The 15,856-nt window shown below is 69.6% G+C and carries 11 protein-coding genes and 1 pseudogene; 5 read left to right on the top strand and 7 right to left on the bottom strand.

Annotated features, from left to right (window positions below):
* Positions 1-2: 2 nt before the first annotated feature.
* Genes ABFY20_RS10905 through ABFY20_RS10895 form a run of 3 tightly spaced genes read right to left on the bottom strand, consistent with a single transcriptional unit; the run spans position 3 to position 4,073 of the window.
* Positions 3-1,256 (bottom strand): serine hydrolase domain-containing protein, encoded by a 1,254-nt coding sequence (locus ABFY20_RS10905; protein WP_368496278.1) that lies wholly within the window; start codon positions 1,254-1,256, stop codon positions 3-5.
* A gap of 19 nt (positions 1,257-1,275) precedes the next feature.
* Positions 1,276-2,871, bottom strand: coding sequence for a D-alanyl-D-alanine carboxypeptidase/D-alanyl-D-alanine-endopeptidase (dacB, locus tag ABFY20_RS10900; protein ID WP_368496277.1), 1,596 nt, complete (start codon positions 2,869-2,871; stop codon positions 1,276-1,278).
* Complete coding sequence (locus ABFY20_RS10895) at positions 2,868-4,073, bottom strand: serine hydrolase domain-containing protein (RefSeq protein WP_368496276.1); 1,206 nt, start codon at positions 4,071-4,073, stop codon at positions 2,868-2,870. The genes dacB and ABFY20_RS10895 overlap by 4 nt, the downstream gene beginning before the upstream one ends.
* 217 nt (positions 4,074-4,290) lie before the next feature.
* Here ABFY20_RS10895 and ABFY20_RS10890 point away from each other — a divergent pair, with 217 nt between their 5' ends.
* The 3 genes from ABFY20_RS10890 to ABFY20_RS10880 all read left to right on the top strand — a co-directional run bounded on the left by ABFY20_RS10890 (position 4,291) and on the right by ABFY20_RS10880 (position 6,965).
* Positions 4,291-5,253 carry a DUF4432 family protein gene (locus ABFY20_RS10890; RefSeq protein WP_368496275.1) on the top strand — a complete coding sequence of 321 codons (963 nt, stop codon included), beginning with the start codon at positions 4,291-4,293 and terminating at the stop codon, positions 5,251-5,253.
* Positions 5,254-5,294: 41 nt separating this feature from the next.
* The gene (locus ABFY20_RS10885; protein WP_368496274.1) at positions 5,295-6,065 is read left to right on the top strand and encodes a phosphatase PAP2 family protein; all 771 of its coding nucleotides are present in this window, start codon (positions 5,295-5,297) and stop codon (positions 6,063-6,065) included.
* A 90-nt stretch (positions 6,066-6,155) separates the two neighbouring features.
* A complete protein-coding gene (locus ABFY20_RS10880; protein WP_368496273.1) occupies positions 6,156-6,965 on the top strand; it encodes a DUF1206 domain-containing protein in 810 nt (269 codons plus the stop codon).
* A gap of 29 nt (positions 6,966-6,994) precedes the next feature.
* Here ABFY20_RS10880 and ABFY20_RS10875 read toward each other — a convergent pair whose 3' ends face one another.
* From ABFY20_RS10875 to ABFY20_RS10865, 3 genes and pseudogenes are all read right to left on the bottom strand, one after another.
* A complete protein-coding gene (locus ABFY20_RS10875; RefSeq protein ID WP_368496272.1) occupies positions 6,995-8,467 on the bottom strand; it encodes a cryptochrome/photolyase family protein in 1,473 nt (490 codons plus the stop codon).
* The gene (locus ABFY20_RS10870; RefSeq protein WP_368496271.1) at positions 8,464-9,552 is read right to left on the bottom strand and encodes a peptidoglycan DD-metalloendopeptidase family protein; all 1,089 of its coding nucleotides are present in this window, start codon (positions 9,550-9,552) and stop codon (positions 8,464-8,466) included. Before ABFY20_RS10870 ends, ABFY20_RS10875 begins: the two co-directional genes overlap by 4 nt.
* A gap of 107 nt (positions 9,553-9,659) precedes the next feature.
* Positions 9,660-10,932, bottom strand: a pseudogene (locus tag ABFY20_RS10865) (DUF222 domain-containing protein).
* A 293-nt stretch (positions 10,933-11,225) separates the two neighbouring features.
* On the opposite strand from ABFY20_RS10865, the gene dnaE reads away from it, so the two are divergent.
* Both dnaE and ABFY20_RS10855 read left to right on the top strand, forming a co-directional pair.
* Entirely contained in the window at positions 11,226-14,738 is a 3,513-nt protein-coding gene (dnaE, locus tag ABFY20_RS10860; RefSeq protein WP_368496270.1) for a DNA polymerase III subunit alpha, read from the top strand.
* Positions 14,739-14,752: 14 nt separating this feature from the next.
* Positions 14,753-15,418, top strand: a complete 666-nt coding sequence (locus tag ABFY20_RS10855) for a hypothetical protein (RefSeq protein WP_368496269.1) — start codon at positions 14,753-14,755, stop codon at positions 15,416-15,418.
* On the opposite strand, the gene ABFY20_RS10850 is transcribed toward ABFY20_RS10855, so the two are convergent.
* Entirely contained in the window at positions 15,415-15,780 is a 366-nt protein-coding gene (locus ABFY20_RS10850) for a hypothetical protein (protein WP_368496268.1), read from the bottom strand. The two genes, ABFY20_RS10855 and ABFY20_RS10850, sit on opposite strands and share 4 nt — an antisense overlap.
* Between the last annotated feature and the right edge of the window lie 76 nt (positions 15,781-15,856).

Raw genomic sequence — 15,856 nt, 5'->3', positions numbered from 1 at the left:
TGTCAGTACAAGCTCGCGATGAGCGCCTGTGCGATCGTCGCTGCCGGGCCCCGGCCGTCTGCAGCCGGCGCGAGGTTCGCCCACACCACGAGGGTCACGTCGTCGACCGGGTCGTAGGCCATGAACGAGTTGAACCCGGGCAGTTCGCCGGTGTGCCCGTAGAACGACCCGACCTTGGCGATGTTCCACCCGTAGGCGGCCGAGCCGGGGTCGTCGGGGTCGGTGGGCGTCGCGCTGTCGAGGCGCTGCTGCTGCAGCTCGGGATCGAGCAGCCCTCCGGTCTTGCCGCCGAGCGCCTCCGCCCAGTCGGCGAGATCGGTGGCGGTCGAGATGCCGGCACCGGCCGCCCACGCCCACGACGGGTTGTCGAGCGTGCCGTCGCTCGGCGCGAAGGTGCCGTCCTCCGCCCCGGCGAGGAGGTCGGGCGGGAGCTTCGACGAACCGAGCGTGCCCACGTTCGTCCACCAGTAGTAGCCGTCGGAGTGGGGCGCGGGCAGGCTGCTGTCGGTGAGGTCGGGGAACGAGGTGTCGTCGAGCCCGAGCGGGGTGAACAGCCGGTCGTCGAAGATCTGCCCGAGCGGCTTGCCGTCGAGCTGTTCGGCGATGAGCCCCAGCAGCACCGTGTTGGTGTTCGAGTAGTGGAAGGCGGTGCCCGGTTCGAAGTCGGGCGGTAGAGCGAGCCCCATGGCCAGGAGTTCCTCGGGCTGCCAGACCCGCTGCGGGTCGGCGTCGAGCGCGGCGTTGAGCTCGTAGGTCTCCGTGTAGTTGGCGAGCCCGCTCCGCATCATGAGCAGCTCTTCGATGGTGATGTCCTCACCGTTCGGAACGTCGGGGCGGTATGTCGACACCGGGTCGTCGAGAGCGATCCTCCCCTCCTGCACCAGCTGCAGGATGACGGTTCCCGTCCAGGTCTTCGTGTTCGAGCCGACACGGATGTGGTCGTCGACGGAGACCGGCGTCGACCCACCCGGGCTCGTCACGCCGTAGGTCGCGGTGAACTCGCCGGCGGGGGAGCGCAGCAGCATCACCGCCCCCGGTTGACCGAGTTCGGCGGCGGTCTCCTCGAAGACGGCCGTGAGGGCCTCCTCGTCGACCGGCTGCATCGTCGGCGCGGACGCCGGTTCGCCGGGAGCCGTGCTCGAGACGCTCTCGGTCGGGCCCGGCGCCGTGGTCGGCTGCCCGGTGCAGGCGGCGAGGGCGAGGCTGACGAGCAATGCCGAGCCCGCCGCGATGGTTCTGATGGTCGGTGCGTGCATCCGTCTGCTCCCGGTCTCGTCAGTACGCCTGCTGGATCGCCGCGGCGACGGCTCCGACGTCGTCGTTGGCTTCGAAGACACCGTCGATGTCGTCGTAGAAGCCCTGGTTCACGATGATCGTGAACGCGAGCTCGCGTCCGCTCTCGGCGTCCATCACCCCGCCGAGGGTCTTCGTCACCAGCTGCACTCGGTTGTTGAAGGCGTCGCCGCCCGCGAGCGTTCCGGTCTTCGCGAACACCTTGCCGGCCGCCGGGCTGCCTGTCTGCACGTCGGCGAGCGAACCGTCGACGCCGAGCACGGGCATCACGGCCTTCCACGCCTCGGCGTCGGGACGCTCGGCCATCAGGGTCTGGATCTGCACCGCGTTCGCCGGGGTGATGTAGTTGCCCTCGAGCCCGGAGCCGTCGATGAGGGACGCCCCCAGCGTGTCGAGTCCCTCGTCGGCCCAGATCTGCCCGGCGATACCCATGCCGTCGTTGCAGTCGGTCGAGCCGGCGTCGGCGGCGAGCCGGCAGATGAGCGTCTGCGCGCCGCGGTTGTAGCTGATCTTCATGACGTAGGTCACCTCCTCCGACAGCGGAAGCGACTTGAGCTCGGCCACGGAGGGGAGCGCCTCGACGGCGGCCCGATCCGGCAGCGCACCCTCCGGGTTCGACGCGACCGGATCGGCCGACACGCTCACCCCGGCACGCCCGAGCGCCTCGATGAACGCGGTGCGGGCGAAGGTGGCCGGGTCGTCGAACTCGAAGACCTTGAGCACGGGATCGCCCTCGTTCACGGTTCCCGCGACGACGATGGTGTGCGGGTCGGTGCCGGAGACGCGCGGTGCGGCGATGCGGGCCTCCGCACCCGCGGCGACGGTCTCGACCTGGAGGTCGAGCTTCCAGGGCGCGACGGCGGGCGTCAGCGCGGCGGTCGCCGGCTGCCCCACGGAGCCCGGGGTGATGAGGATGTCGAGGAGGTTCTGGTTCACGATGATGGGCGTCACCGGCTTGCCCGCCAGCTCACCCTCGAACAGCCTGTCGTCGACAACGACGTCGCCGTCCACCGCGGTGATGCCCGAGGCCCGCACCTGCTCGGCGAGGTCGTCGAGGCCGGCCAGCGGGTCTTCGGTCGTGAGGGTCGCGCCCGGGAGGGGGTTGGCGTCGTTGTGGTCGAGGTTCGTGAAGTCGACGGTGCCGTCGGGCTTGGTGCGGCCGCCGAGGGTGAGGTCGCCCGCCCCGACCAGCACGAGGTCTCCGGTCAGGGTGCCGCCCGTGACCGAGCCCGACTGCTTCACCGGGGTCGTCACGGTGTGGTCGGGCCCCCACTTCACCCAGGCCGCGCCCGCGCTGTAGGTCTTCACGAACGACCCGGGCTGGGCCATCTTGTCGCCGTCGAGGTCGATGAGCGTCTCGCCCGTCTCCAGGTCGCGCACCGACACGAGCCAGCGGCCGTTCTGGTACTGCGGCTGGTTCATCACTTCGCGCGCCGCATCCGGGAGCCCGGGTACGGCATAGCCGTCGGTCGCGGCGGGTGAGGGGGTGGGTGCCGGCGCGCCCGTGCATCCGGCCAGCAGCGCACCCGCCGCCACGACGGCGATGAGCGCCGCCCGGCGCCCAGCTGCCCGCGTCACTGGCCCGCTCCCTCGGTCAGCACCGCGGCCAGCGCCCGGAATGCGGCATCGGCAGGGTGCGCGTCGGGCACGTTCGACTCGTTCATGTAGACGACGATGCTGGCACCCGACACCGGGTCGTGGAAGGTCGCCGCCGTGAAGCCGACTCCTTCGCCGTTGTGGCCGAGCCAGCCGTTCGTCTGCCCCATGCCGACGCCGTAGAGGTCGTAGGGCGGGCGCGGTATCTCGTGGCCCACCTCGCGCAGCTCCTGGGTCTCCGGCTTCAGCAGCGCGCCCGAGCCGAGCGTGTCGGCCCACACCCTGCCGTCGTCGAGGGTGGAGAACAGCGAGCCGGCGGGGCCGAGGATCGACGGGTTCTCCTGTTGCGGCTGCAGCGCGCCATCGGCCTCGGCGTACCCGGTCGGATGCGGGCCCGTCCAGTCGGCCACGTCGGTGAGGTAGCGGGTGCCGCTCTGCCCGAGGGGGTCGAGGATGCGCTCCTTGAGCGCCTCGGCGTACGACTGGCCGGTGACCTTCTCGACGACGGCGCCGAGGAGGTTCGTGTTCGAGTTGGTGTAGAGGTATTCGGTTCCCGGCTCGAACTGCGCGGGCTGGTCGACGACGAAGGCGTTGAGCTCGTCGAGGGTGTACACCTTCGTCGGGTCGACGCTGAAGTCGTCGAGGAAGGCCTGACCGACGTAGTCGGCCGCGCCGCTCGACATGTTCGCGAGCTCGAGCAGCGTGATGCGGTCGCCGTCGGTGATGCCGTCGACGTACTGGTCGACCGTGTCGTCGAGGGAGAGCTTCCCCTCGTCGGCGAGCTGCAGGATGAGCGAGACCGTGTACGACTTCGTCACGCTGCGGATGGGCCAGCTCATCTCGGTGGTCACCGGCAGGTTCTCCTCGACGTTCGCGAGGCCGATCGCCGTCGTCCACGAACCCTCACCCGGTACCCAGACGCCGGCGGCAGCGCCCGGCACGCCGTATTCAGCCATCACGCCCTCCACGGCGCTCTGGAGACTGCTCTGCAGCTCGGCAGGCAGCTCGCCCTCCGGCGCGGCGGGCCTCGTGGGCGCGGGCACGGGGGCGGCCTCGGCGGGCGGGGCGGCGGAGGTGCCCTGGGTGCCGGCTCCGCCGGTGCAGCCTGCCAGCAGGAGCGCCGACGCGACGAGGGCGACGACGAGGGATGGTCGTGGTGCGATGTGCTGCGGGCGGTTCGGCATCGTTCCTCTATTCGCTGCTGTTCCCGGCAGGCCGTGGTGCGACCGGAAGCGGGCACGACGGAACGCGCCTCGGTCACCAGGCTGGTGGAAGGGCGGACCCGCGTGCAATAGACCTGGGTCCCCAGCAGGCGGAACCTTGCGGGCTGGGCGAGCCCCGTGCATCCGCTAGCGTGGGCGGGTCGGCGCTCGGCGCCGCGGGTTCGAAGAGGAGCAGGCCATGACGGAGCTGAGCATGACGGATGTCCGCCGCGAGACCGAGGCACGCCTGGGGGCCGTGGAGCGGGTCTGGGGCCCGCGCTCCCTCCGCGCCGAGGGCGGCGCCGGTGACGGGCGGCGCCAGATCGACCTGCGCGGCCTCGGCGAGCTCGCGGTCACCGTCGAGCCCGACCAGTTCCTCGACCTCGGCGAGGCGTTCTGGCGCGGCGAGGCGATGTCGTTCACGGCGCCCTCGACCTCCGCGCGCGCCGAGAGCTGGGGAAGGCGCTGGCTCGGCGGGCTTCTCACCACCTGTGGCCTCACCGCCGTGGGCCGGGCCGAGCCAGCCGACGGCGGCATGCACGGTCGCGCCCACCTCGTCCCCGCCCTGGTGACGCGCTCCGAAGGCCGCTGGAACGGCGACTCCTATGAGCTCGAGGTCGCCGGCTCGATGCGAGAGGCCGGGATCTTCGAGCAGAACCTGCAGGTGACGAGGTCGATCACCGCCCGGCACGGCGAGAGCCGGGTACGGGTGAACGACGTGGTGCGCAACGACGGCTTCGCCGAGGTGCCATTGAAGCTGCTCTACCACATCAACCTCGGCTGGCCGGTGGTCGACGAGGGGGCGCGCGTGCGGGCCTCGACCGCACCGGCGTGGGAAGCCGTGCTCGCGGCCCCCACGCCGCTCGAACCCGAGAAGGTCGACGCGCTCGTCGCCGCCGCGGGCGACGACGGCTACGCCGAAGCTGTCGTCGAGGCGGCGGGCACCCGCGTCACCGTGCGGTACCGCGTCGCCGAGCTGCCGTTGCTCACCGTCTGGCGGAGCGCCGCCGCCGGAAGCTACGCCCTCGGCATCGAGCCGGGAACCTGCTGGCCGAGCCATGCCGACGGCCCCGACTCCGGCAAGGCGGGGCGGATGCTCGCCCCCGGCGAGGAGATCGTCACCGACCTCGAGATCGTGTTCGAAGCGTCGCCTCCCGCCTGAAACCTCAATCGCTGCTGAGCGAATCGTGGTAGGCAGAGGAGATGACAGCGATCCGCGGCGGCCGCCTCTCGGCCTGGCACGAGAAATTCGTCGTCGAGGAGCGCTACGTCGAGGCGGGTGACCGGCGCCGGCTCTATGTCACCGCCGCCCTGCTCGTCGTGGTCGGCCTCGTGGCGTTCGTCGCCATCCTCGTCGGTGTGCTCACGCACACCGGGTTCGAGCGGCTCGACCAGCCCGTCGAAGCGTGGTTCGAATCCCAGGTGCGCCCCGAGACGACCTCGGCGATGATCGTGCTCGCCATCGTCTTCGGACCGGTGGCGCTCCCCATCATCATCGCCGTCGTGCTCGTCGTCTGGATCATCGTCGCCCGCCACCTCTGGCGCCCCCTGCTCCTGGCCGGCGGCATGGTGACCGGCGTCGTCATCGCCCAGGTGCTCGCGCCGATCGTGCAGCACCCGCGGCCGCCGATCGGCAACATGCTGTTCGGCCCCGACCACTCCTTCTCCTTCCCGTCGGGCCACGTGCTCGGCACCTCCGACTTCCTGCTCATCACCGCGTACCTCCTGGCCAGCCGCCTGCAGCGAACCTGGTTCACGGTCGCCGCGTTCTCGATCGCGGTCGTCGGCATCGGCGTGCAGGTGTTCAGCCGGCTCTACCTCGGGTACCACTGGATCAGCGACACCACCGCGTCCATCGCCCTCTCCCTCGTCATCGTCGGCAGCATCATCGCCCTCGACACCGCGCGCACCGTCCGCGTGCCGGGCGAGGCCGTCACCGGCCCGGCCTCGCAGCCCCAGCGCGACGGTACCTGAGCTGCGCCGGCCCCGTACCAGCCCCCTCTGTCAGCCCCCGTGCCAGCCCCCTTGTCAGCCCCCTCACCCGATCGAACCGAGAGGCCCATCATGTCCACCAGAGCGACAGCCAACCGTGCCATGAAGAGCGCGGCGAACAGCAAGGGGCTCGAGATGCTCGCCCGGGTGGGGTTCGGTGCCAGCGCGCTCGTCCACATCCTGCTCGGCTACCTCGCCATCCGTGTCGCCTCGAACGGCGGGGGCGAGAGCGACCAGTCGGGGGCGATGGCCGAGATCACGAAGCTCCCGGGCGGAACCGTCCTCATCTGGGTGGTGACCATCGGCCTGTTCGCCCTGGCGCTCTGGCTCGTGGTGGAGGCGATCACGGGCATCGGCTCCGCCTCCGACAAGCGGTGGGTGCGCAGCCTCGTCCCTGCCGGCAAAGCGGTGGCCTACGCCGCGGTCGGGATCACCGCGCTCACCTTCGCGATGGGGCAGTCGACGAGCAACGCCGAGTCGACGCAGCAGACCAGCGCGAGCATCCTGCAGATGCCGGGCGGTCAGATCCTGCTCGGTGTCGTGGGCGTCGCCGTGGTCGGCATCGGCGGGTACTTCGTCTTCAAGGGCGTGACGAAGAAGTTCGAGGAAGACCTCACCATGCCCTCCGGCACCGTCGGCCGGGTCGTGCGCGTGATGGGTGTCGTCGGCTACGTGGCGAAGGGCATCGCCGTGGGCGTCATGGGAATCCTCTTCGTGGTGGCCGCGGTGAAGGTCGACCCGGAGAACGCCACGGGCCTCGACGGCGCGCTCAAGTCTCTCGTCGAACTGCCGTTCGGGGTCGTCATCCTGGTGGCGGTGGGCGTCGGTCTCATCGCCTACGGCCTCTACACCGTCGTGCGGGCACGATTCGCCCGCCTCTGAGCTACCGGCGTCGGTTACCAGCCCCGCGGTCACCAGCGCTCGCGGTGCCGCTCCTGGTCGACGACGGCCTCGCGGTCGGCGAGCCTGCGGAGGCCGGCGAGCGGCTGCGCCATGCGGTGGTTGCCCCGGATGCGCGGCTCCACCCGGTCGAGGAACGCCCAGTACCCGGCGGTGAACGGGCACGCGTTCTCGCCGAGACGCACTTTCGGGTCGAACGCGCATCCTGAGCAGTAGTCCGACATGCGGTCGATGTAGGCGCCACCGGCCGCGTAGGGTTTGGTGGCCACGACCCCGCCGTCGGCGTGCTGCGACATGCCGATGACGTTCGCGGGCATCACCCACGGTGTGCCGTCGACGAACATGTCGACGAACCAGTCGTTGAGGGCGACCGGGTCGTAGCCGTGCTGCAGCGCCCAGTTGCCGAGCACCATGAGGCGCTGGATGTGGTGCGCCCAGCCGTGCCGCCTCATGCCGTCGATCGTCTCGCGCAGGCAGTTCGACTCGACGAGCGACGGGTCGAGTTCGCGGAACGCCGGCGGGAGCGGCGTGTGGGCGCCGAGCGCGTTGGTGCCGGTGCGGTAGCCCTCGCCGAGGTACCAGTAGAGGTGCCAGACGTAGTCGCGCCAGCCGATGATCTGGCGGGTGAAGCCCTCGACGCCCGCGAGCGGGGCGCGGCCGGCGTGGAACTCGGCAACCGCGGCGTCGACGACCTCGAGCGGGTCGAGGAGGCCCAGGTTCATGGGTGCGCTGAGCAGTGAGTGCGCCATCGTCCAGTCGCCGCCGAGCATGGCGTCTTCGAAGGTGCCGAAGTCGCCGAGGCGCGACTCGAGGAAGTCGGCGAGGGCGTGCTCGGCCTCGGCGCGGGTGGCCGCGAAGCGCCGCGGGCCGTCGTCGCCGACGAGCTGCACGAGACCGTCGCGCTGCCAGCGGTCGAGGTCGGCGCGCACCTCGTCGTCGATGGCGTCTTCGGTGGGCCACCACGGGTCGGGGAGGCCGAGGCGGGCGGCGCCCTTGGGTGGCGGGTTGCGGTTGTCGGCGTCGTAGTTCCAGCGGCCGCCCTCGGGCTGGTCGCCGCGCATGAGGATGCCGGTGCGCTCGCGCACCGAGCGGTAGAAGTCTTCGAGCAGCAGTCGCTTGCCCCGGCCGGTCGCGTGGTCGGCCCAGGCGGCGAAGTCGGCCTCCGAGGTGACGAAGCCCCGGCTCGGCAGCACGTCGATGCCGCGACGGCGCACGAACCGCCTCGCCGCCCAGGAGGTGGGATCGATCACCTCGAGGTCGTCGCGGCCGTCGACCACCTCCGCATAGCGCTCCACCTGGTGGAACTCGGCTCGTTCGCCGAGCGCGGCAGCGCGGTGGCGGAGCGCCGAGAGGATGAGGTGTGCTTTCGCCCGGTGCATCGGCCGTCGCGCGAACACCGAGCGCGCTTCGACGAGGAGCACCCGACCGCCGTCGTCGAAGCCCGGCCCCAGCTGACCGGCGAACAGCCACCGCGTGCGGCTCACGGCCGCACCCCGAGGTGCTCGCCGTTGGCGGGGATGCCGTCGGGTTCGAGGGTGAACGGGAGGCCGAGGGCCGAGCGTGGGTCGGCGGTGTCCTGTCGCTGCAGGTGCAGGTGGGGCTCGGTCGAGTTGCCGCTGTTGCCGCACTCGGCGAGCTCGTCGCCCGTCGCGACTTCCGCCCCCACGGGCACCCGGATGCTGTGCCGACGCAGGTGGGCGAGAACGATGTGCGTGCCATCGGCCAGTCGCAGCACCAGATGGTTGCCCAGCATCCCGCGGAGGCCGCGGACCTCCCGCACCGCCGATTCGGCGAAGAACCAGAGGAGGGCGGGCCACGATGACCTGCTGCGATGGTCACGACAGCCGTCGACGGCGCGCACCACCACGGCCTCGGCGGGGGAGAGAACGGGCTCGCCGAAGGCGGGGAAGCGCGACGGCTCGAGGAATGAGCTGCCCGCCGACCCGAACTCCGGCTTCTCGATGCCTTCGGGTGCGTTCAGCAGATCGACGGCGTAGCTCTGCCCGTAGGCGTGGGTGCCGTGGCTCGGCACCGCGCTCGTCGGCGAGTTGAGTGCCCGCCATCGGCCCCTGACAGGCGATGCGAGCGCGAGGGTCGGGCCGCCGGCTGCCGGTGCCGCGACGGTCAGCAGCACCGTCACCACCGCGAGCCCCACCCCCACGGCCACCAGCGTGGCCCCGAGCCCTCCGGTCTCCGGCCCCACCGGCCCGACCATCCCGACCGCCACGAGCACGACCCCGAGCGCGATCGCCGCGAACCCCGCGTACTGCACCACAGGCCGCGCCCGTGCGAGTGCACGCGCCGCCCTCGAGACCTCGTCGCCGTGCGCCATCGCCACACCCCCTTCGCGACCGAGGCTACCCAGCCACCCCCGCATCCGCTCGTCATCCGCCCCATCGCCCTGGTCGCCCCGGTCGGCACGGGCGGTGCCGGTGGCGGTTGCTGTGGCGGTGCCGGTGCGGGAGGTGGTTGCTGTGGCGATGCCGGTGCGGGAGGTGGTTGCTGTGGTTGATGTCCGCCGACGGTGGGTGCTCGTCGTGCCGGGTGTGCCCCGCGGTGAGGGGAGCATCTGATGGTCGATGGTCGATGGTCGATGGTCGATGGTCGATGGTCGATGGTCGGTGGCGGTCGGCGGCTTTGGTGTGGCGGGGGGAGCGGCTGACGGTCGCCCCGGGTTCAGGCTGCTTCGTGCTGCTGGGGTGTGATTGTGCGTCGCCGCGTGGTGGGGATCGGTGTCTGCGTGATGTCGACCCACCTGGGCGGCACGATATGCGGAACCCCCTCGTTCATGACGAGTTTCCACGCCGATTTGTGCAGGTGTGTGTGGTGGAAGTGGCAGAGGAGGACGCCGTTGTCGATGTCGGTGCGGCCGGGTGGATGGTCGGGTGAGACCCATTCGTCGGCGTGGTGGGTTTCGCAGTAGGAGGGTGGTCGGTCGCAGTCGGGCCAGACGCATCCGCCGTCTCGGGCGGCGAGGGCCCGGTTCTGAGCTGCGGTGAAGAGTCGCTTCGTTTTGCCGTGGTGAAGGACTTCACCGCGGTCGCCGAACACGGTGGCGGCGAGGGGGGAGTGGCAGCGCAGCTGCGCGACGGTCGAAGCCGGGATGGGCTCATCGATGCCGTCAATCCACCCGACACCACGGCCGGCTTCGAGGTCGTCGAGGGTGATGTGGACGTTGACGGTGGTGGTGGCGCCGTTGATACGTGGCATGTCGGGGGAGCCGACGGCGCGGGCGAGCAGTTCGGTGATGGTGTCGGCGTTCTTCTGCACCTGCGTGCGCGTGTCCGCGGTCGCGAACTGCGCCACCGCCTCGTCTTCGCTGAGGAACCTCGGCCCGGTTCTGCATGGCTTGGATGCTTGCCAACCACACCCCGCCTTGTTCGGGCGTGAGGGCGAACTTCCCGCGGATCATGCCGTCGCGGGCTTGGGCGATCGTCAGCGACCGTTGCTGCTGATGCAGCTCGTCTCTGGGTTCGGCGCCGTCGGGATCGATTACTTCCCGGAGGTGGATGGCTAGTTTGGCAGTCTGGTCGGCACTCAGCCCTCGCGCGAGGGTCTCATCGACCAGGGTCTGCTCGGCACTGGCCACAAGGTCGGGCGCACACCCGCGCACGGTGAGGTCGCTGCAGTGCCTGACGATGATCGAAGCGGCCTCGACACCGAGGGTGCCCTCATCGATCGCCCGGTCGACTGCCGGGAATGGCGCCGGGCCTTCGCCCCCACCAAGCAGCATCGCCCCCCGCATGCGCCGCCCGAGTTCGAGCCGAGCCTTGCTCTCACGCGCCGACACCCCCGTCACGTGGGCGACGAGTTTGGCCGGGCTGGTGAAGTTCTGCGCCCTGCTCAACCCCTCATCCCCGAGCTCACTCCGCGACCGCACCCCGACTTCGCCGGCGACCCTCACCTGCCCCGCCGACACCACCCGCCCCACAGCTTCGACAGCGGCCATCACCTCAAGCACCTCATCGTCAGAGAACCCCGACAGCCGCCCCCCGACCTCACCCATGACAGCACGAAGATCGTCTGCGATCTCCCTGAGCCGTGAACTGATTCCCATGCTGAGATTCTATCAGAATCCCCTGATGAATGCTCGTTTATCCCGCATCCGGACCGCACCTCTGAGGGCAAGCGCAAAGCGCGCGGCAGCCCCACCCATTTCCCCAACACAACCCCGACACGCCGCCACCGCCGACCACCAGCCACGTAGACTTGATTCCCAAGCCGCGACAGCCCGGAGAATCAGTGCCCTCGAACGACTCCTTCGTACACCTGCACGTCCACAGCGAGTACTCGATGCTCGACGGCGCGGCGAGGGTGAAGCCCCTCATCGAGGCGGCCAAGGAGCAGGGCATGCCCGCGGTCGCCGTCACCGACCACGGCAACGTCTTCGGCGCCTTCGACTTCTGGCGCACCGCCACCGAGGCAGGTATCAAGCCCATCATCGGCACCGAGGCCTACCTCACACCCGGCACCCACCGCAGCGACAAGACCCGCGTGCGCTGGGGCAACGGCGGGGGAGATGACGTCTCGGGCGCCGGTGCCTACACGCACATGACCCTGCTCTCCGAGACCACGGAAGGGATGCACAACCTCTTCCGCCTGAGCTCGAAGGCGTCGATCGAGGGTCAGTACTTCAAGCCCCGCATGGACAGGGAGCTCCTCAGCCAATACGGCAAGGGCCTCATCGCCACCACGGGGTGCCCGTCGGGTGAGATCCAGACCCGTCTCCGCCTCGGCCAATACGACGAGGCGTTGAAGGCGGCGAGCGACTTCCGCGACATCTTCGGGGCCGAGAACTTCTTCTGCGAGATCATGGACCACGGTCTCGAGATCGAGCGCCGCATCATGGGCGATCTCATCCGTCTCGCCAAGCAGCTCGACCTGCGGCTCGTCGCCACCAACGACCTGCACTACACGCACGCCCACGACGCCACCAGCCACGCGGCGCTGCTCTGCGTGCAGTCGGGGTCGACGCTCTCCGACCCGAACCGCTTCAAGTTCGACGCCGACGAGTTCTACCTGAAGAGCGCCCAGGAGATGCGGCAGCTGTTCCGCGACTACCCCGACGCCTGCGACAACACCCTGCTCATCGCCGAGCGGTGCAACGTCGAGTTCGACACCAAGGCGAACTACATGCCCCGTTATCCGGTGCCCGAGGGGGAGACCGAGGCGACCTGGTTCGAGAAGGAGGTTGAGGAGGGGCTGAAGCTCCGCTACCCGAACGGCATCTCGCAGGAGGTGCGCGAGCGCGCCGACTACGAGGTGGGCGTGATCAAGAGCATGGGGTTCCCTGGCTACTTCCTCGTCGTCGCCGACTTCATCAACTGGTCCAAGCGCAACGGCATCCGGGTGGGGCCGGGCCGTGGCTCCGGCGCCGGTTCGATGGCCGCCTACGCCATGCGCATCACCGATCTCGACCCGCTGGTGCACGGCCTCATCTTCGAGCGGTTCCTCAACCCCGACCGCGTCTCCATGCCCGACTTCGACGTCGACTTCGACGACCGGCGCCGCGGCGAGGTCATCAAGTACGTCACCGAGAAGTACGGCGACGAGCGCGTCGCCCAGATCGTCACCTACGGCACCATCAAGGCCAAGCAGGCCCTGAAAGACTCCGGGCGCGTGCTCGGCTTCCCGTTCAGCATGGGTGAGAAGCTCACCAAGGCGATGCCCCCGCCCATCATGGGTAAAGACATCCCCTTGAGCGGCATCTTCGACAAGAACCACCCGCGCTACAAGGAGGCCGTCGACATCCGCACGGTCATCGAGACCGACCCCGAGGCGCGCACGGTGTTCGACACCGCGCTCGGCATCGAGAACCTCAAGCGTCAATGGGGCGTGCACGCGGCCGGCGTCATCATGTCGAGCGACCCGCTCATCGACATCATCCCCATCATGAAGCGGGAGCAGGACGGCCAGATCGTCACCCAGTTCGACTACCCCGCTGCGGAGTCGCTCGGCCTCATCAAGATGGACTTCCTGGGGCTCAGAAACCTCACCATCATCGACGACGCGCTCGACAACATCCGCGCCAACCGTGGCGAAGACCTCGTGCTCGAAGACCTCGACCTCGACGACGCAGCCTCCTACGAGCTGCTCGCCCGCGGCGACACCCTCGGCGTCTTCCAGCTCGACGGCGGCCCCATGCGGGGGCTGCTGCGACTGATGAAGCCCGACAACTTCGAAGACATCTCTGCAGTGCTCGCGCTCTACCGGCCGGGCCCCATGGGCGCCGACTCGCACACCAACTACGCGCTGCGCAAGAACAAGGTCCAGCCCATCACGCCGATCCACCCCGAGCTGGCCGAGCCGCTCGAAGACGTGCTCGGCGGCACCTACGGCCTCATCGTCTACCAGGAGCAGGTGATGTCGATCGCGCAGAAGCTCGCCGGCTTCACGCTCGCCCAGGCCGACCTGCTTCGCCGCGCGATGGGCAAGAAGAAGAAGTCGGAGCTCGACAAGCAGTACGAGGGTTTCTCGGCAGGCATGCACGCCAACGGCTATTCCGAGGCCGCGGTGAAGACGCTGTGGGACATCCTGCTCCCGTTCTCCGACTACGCCTTCAACAAGGCGCACTCCGCCGCCTACGGTGTCATCTCCTACTGGACCGCCTACCTCAAGGCGCACTACCCGGCCGAGTACATGGCCGCGCTCCTCACGAGCGTCGGCGACTCCAAAGACAAGATGGCGATGTACCTGAACGAGTGCCGCCGCATGGGCATCAAGGTGCTCCCACCCGACGTGAACTCGTCGATCGGCTTCTTCACCGCCGTCGGCCCCGATATCCGCTTCGGCCTCGGGGCAGTGCGCAACGTCGGGATGAACGTGGTCGAGCTCATCCGCGGCGCCCGTGAAGAGAAGGGGGCATTCACCTCCTTCGGCGACTTCCTGAAGAAGATCCCGCTCGGCGCCACCAACAAGCGCACCATCGAGTCGCTCATCAAGGCGGGTGCCTTCGACTCCCTGGGCGCCACCCGGCGCGCCCTCATGGAGGTGCACGAGGCGATGATCGACAACGCCGTGTCGGAGAAGCGCAACGAGGCCAACGGACAGGTCGGCTTCGACTTCGACTCGTTGTGGGATGCGCCCGAGGAGGTCCACGACATCCCGGCGCGACCCGAGTGGGCAAAGCGGGACAAGCTCGCCTTCGAACGCGACATGCTGGGGTTGTACGTCTCCGATCATCCGCTCGCCGGCCTCGAGGTGGAGCTCGCGAAGCACGCCTCGACGACGATCCTCGACCTGCTCTCGAGCGAGCACGTGAGCGACGGCGACCAGGTGACCATCGCGGGGCTCATCACCTCGGTGCAGCACCGAACGGCGAAGAACTCGGGCAACCAGTACGGCATGATCACCGTCGAGGACTTCGCCGGCGAGATCACCGCCATGTTCATGGGCAAGACCTACCAGGAGTTCGGGCCGGCTCTCACGAACGACTCCATCGTCGTGGTGCGCGGTCGCGTGTCGTTGCGCGACGACGGCATGAACCTGCACGCCTTCAGTCTCTTCCAGCCCGCGCTCGGCACAGCCGGCTCATCGGGGCCGCTGCACATCTCGCTCGCCGAGTTCAAGGCCACCACCGACACGGTGCAGGCGCTCAACGACGTGCTCATCAGGCACTCCGGCGACACCGAGGTTCGGTTGAAGCTCATCAAGAACGACAACGTGCGCGTGTTCGAAGTGCCCTACCCGGTGTCGGTCACCGCCGACCTGTTCGGCGAGCTGAAGTCGCTGCTCGGCCCGAACTGCCTGGCCTGAGGGAGGCCGACGTCGTGCAGTCGATGGAGCCGATGCCCGGCAACCCCTGGCCGCACGAAATGGTGCTCTCGATCGACGACAGCCCGCACGGGCTGCACGAGCTGCTGTGGGTGCGCGAGGCGTGGGGTCTCGAGGTGGAGGGCGACGATCTGCCTCCGCTCCTCGCGCACGGGCCCGCGCCGCTGGCCGTCGAGGGCTCGGCAGCCCCGAGGGAATGGGCGGAGGCGTGGCCGGCGCTCTGGCACGCCGCCGTCGATCGCCTCGCCCACGTGGTGGGCCCCGGCCAGGCCGAGCGGATGCGCCGTGCCGCCGACGCGGCAGCCGACGAGTCGGTCGGCTTCGACGACCTGCTCGCCCTCATCGACGGCCCGAACTGGCGGGAGAGCTTCGGCGACGAGGCGTTCCGCACCCCCGAAGCCGGCGCGTCGTGGGAGGCGTGGCAGCACGCGCACCGGCAGACCGTGAACCTGCGGCGACCGCTGACCTACCACGAGACGCCCGAATGGGTGGCTCTCCCCGCCCTCGTGCCGGCCTGGCAGGCGGGTCTCGAGAAGATCGTGCTCATCCCGTGCCGCGGCGATTTCACCCGGCGACTCGGCGCGGCAGCGCTCCTCGTCACAGAACCGACCCGCCACGATCCGCTGCGGTACGCCCGAGCGCTGCGCAGCTTCGCCGGCTAACGCGGCTGCAGGGGGCGGAGCCGTTCGGGCGAGACCGGGAACGGGACGGTGTAGTACACCTGGGTGGCGTTGACGTCGCCCCAGTCCTCCTGCTTCACCCGCACACTCCGGGGAGTGACCTCGACGATCCGCACCCGCAGCCAGTGCCCGCCCTCCAGCAGCAGCTCGTAGGCGTCGGCGAGGTAGCCGAGACCCTTCTCGTCGAGCGTGGCCTCCGCTTCGAACCAGTCGACGGCGTCGGTCACCGGCCGGCCCAGTAGGTCGACGGCGACGAATCCCTCGCCGTCGGGGCGCATCCAGCCGACGAGTTCGCGGTCGAGGCCGCGGCGGTGCTCGATCCAGTCGGCGGTCGGGATGCTCATGCCCACATCGTAGAGCGCCGTGAGCTCGAAAAATGTTTAGGCGACTTTATGGCTAGACAATCTAGAGTCGTGAGTG

This window comes from Herbiconiux sp. A18JL235 (genome assembly GCF_040939305.1).
Taxonomy (GTDB): Bacteria; Actinomycetota; Actinomycetes; order Actinomycetales; family Microbacteriaceae; genus Herbiconiux.
Note: the sequence above shows the minus strand (reverse complement) of the source record. Positions and strands in the feature narration are given on the sequence as shown.

Bases quoted from the DNA above. Each gene is read 5' to 3' on its own strand.
- ABFY20_RS10870 (WP_368496271.1), bottom strand. From the start codon at position 9,552: ATGCTCCCCTCACCGCGGGGCACACCCGGCACGACGAGCACCCACCGT.
- ABFY20_RS10905 (WP_368496278.1), bottom strand. From the start codon at position 1,256: ATGCACGCACCGACCATCAGAACCATCGCGGCGGGCTCGGCATTGCTC.
- ABFY20_RS10890 (WP_368496275.1), top strand. From the start codon at position 4,291: ATGACGGAGCTGAGCATGACGGATGTCCGCCGCGAGACCGAGGCACGC.
- ABFY20_RS10885 (WP_368496274.1), top strand. From the start codon at position 5,295: ATGACAGCGATCCGCGGCGGCCGCCTCTCGGCCTGGCACGAGAAATTC.
- ABFY20_RS10880 (WP_368496273.1), top strand. From the start codon at position 6,156: ATGTCCACCAGAGCGACAGCCAACCGTGCCATGAAGAGCGCGGCGAAC.
- ABFY20_RS10895 (WP_368496276.1), bottom strand. From the start codon at position 4,073: ATGCCGAACCGCCCGCAGCACATCGCACCACGACCATCCCTCGTCGTC.
- ABFY20_RS10850 (WP_368496268.1), bottom strand. From the start codon at position 15,780: ATGAGCATCCCGACCGCCGACTGGATCGAGCACCGCCGCGGCCTCGAC.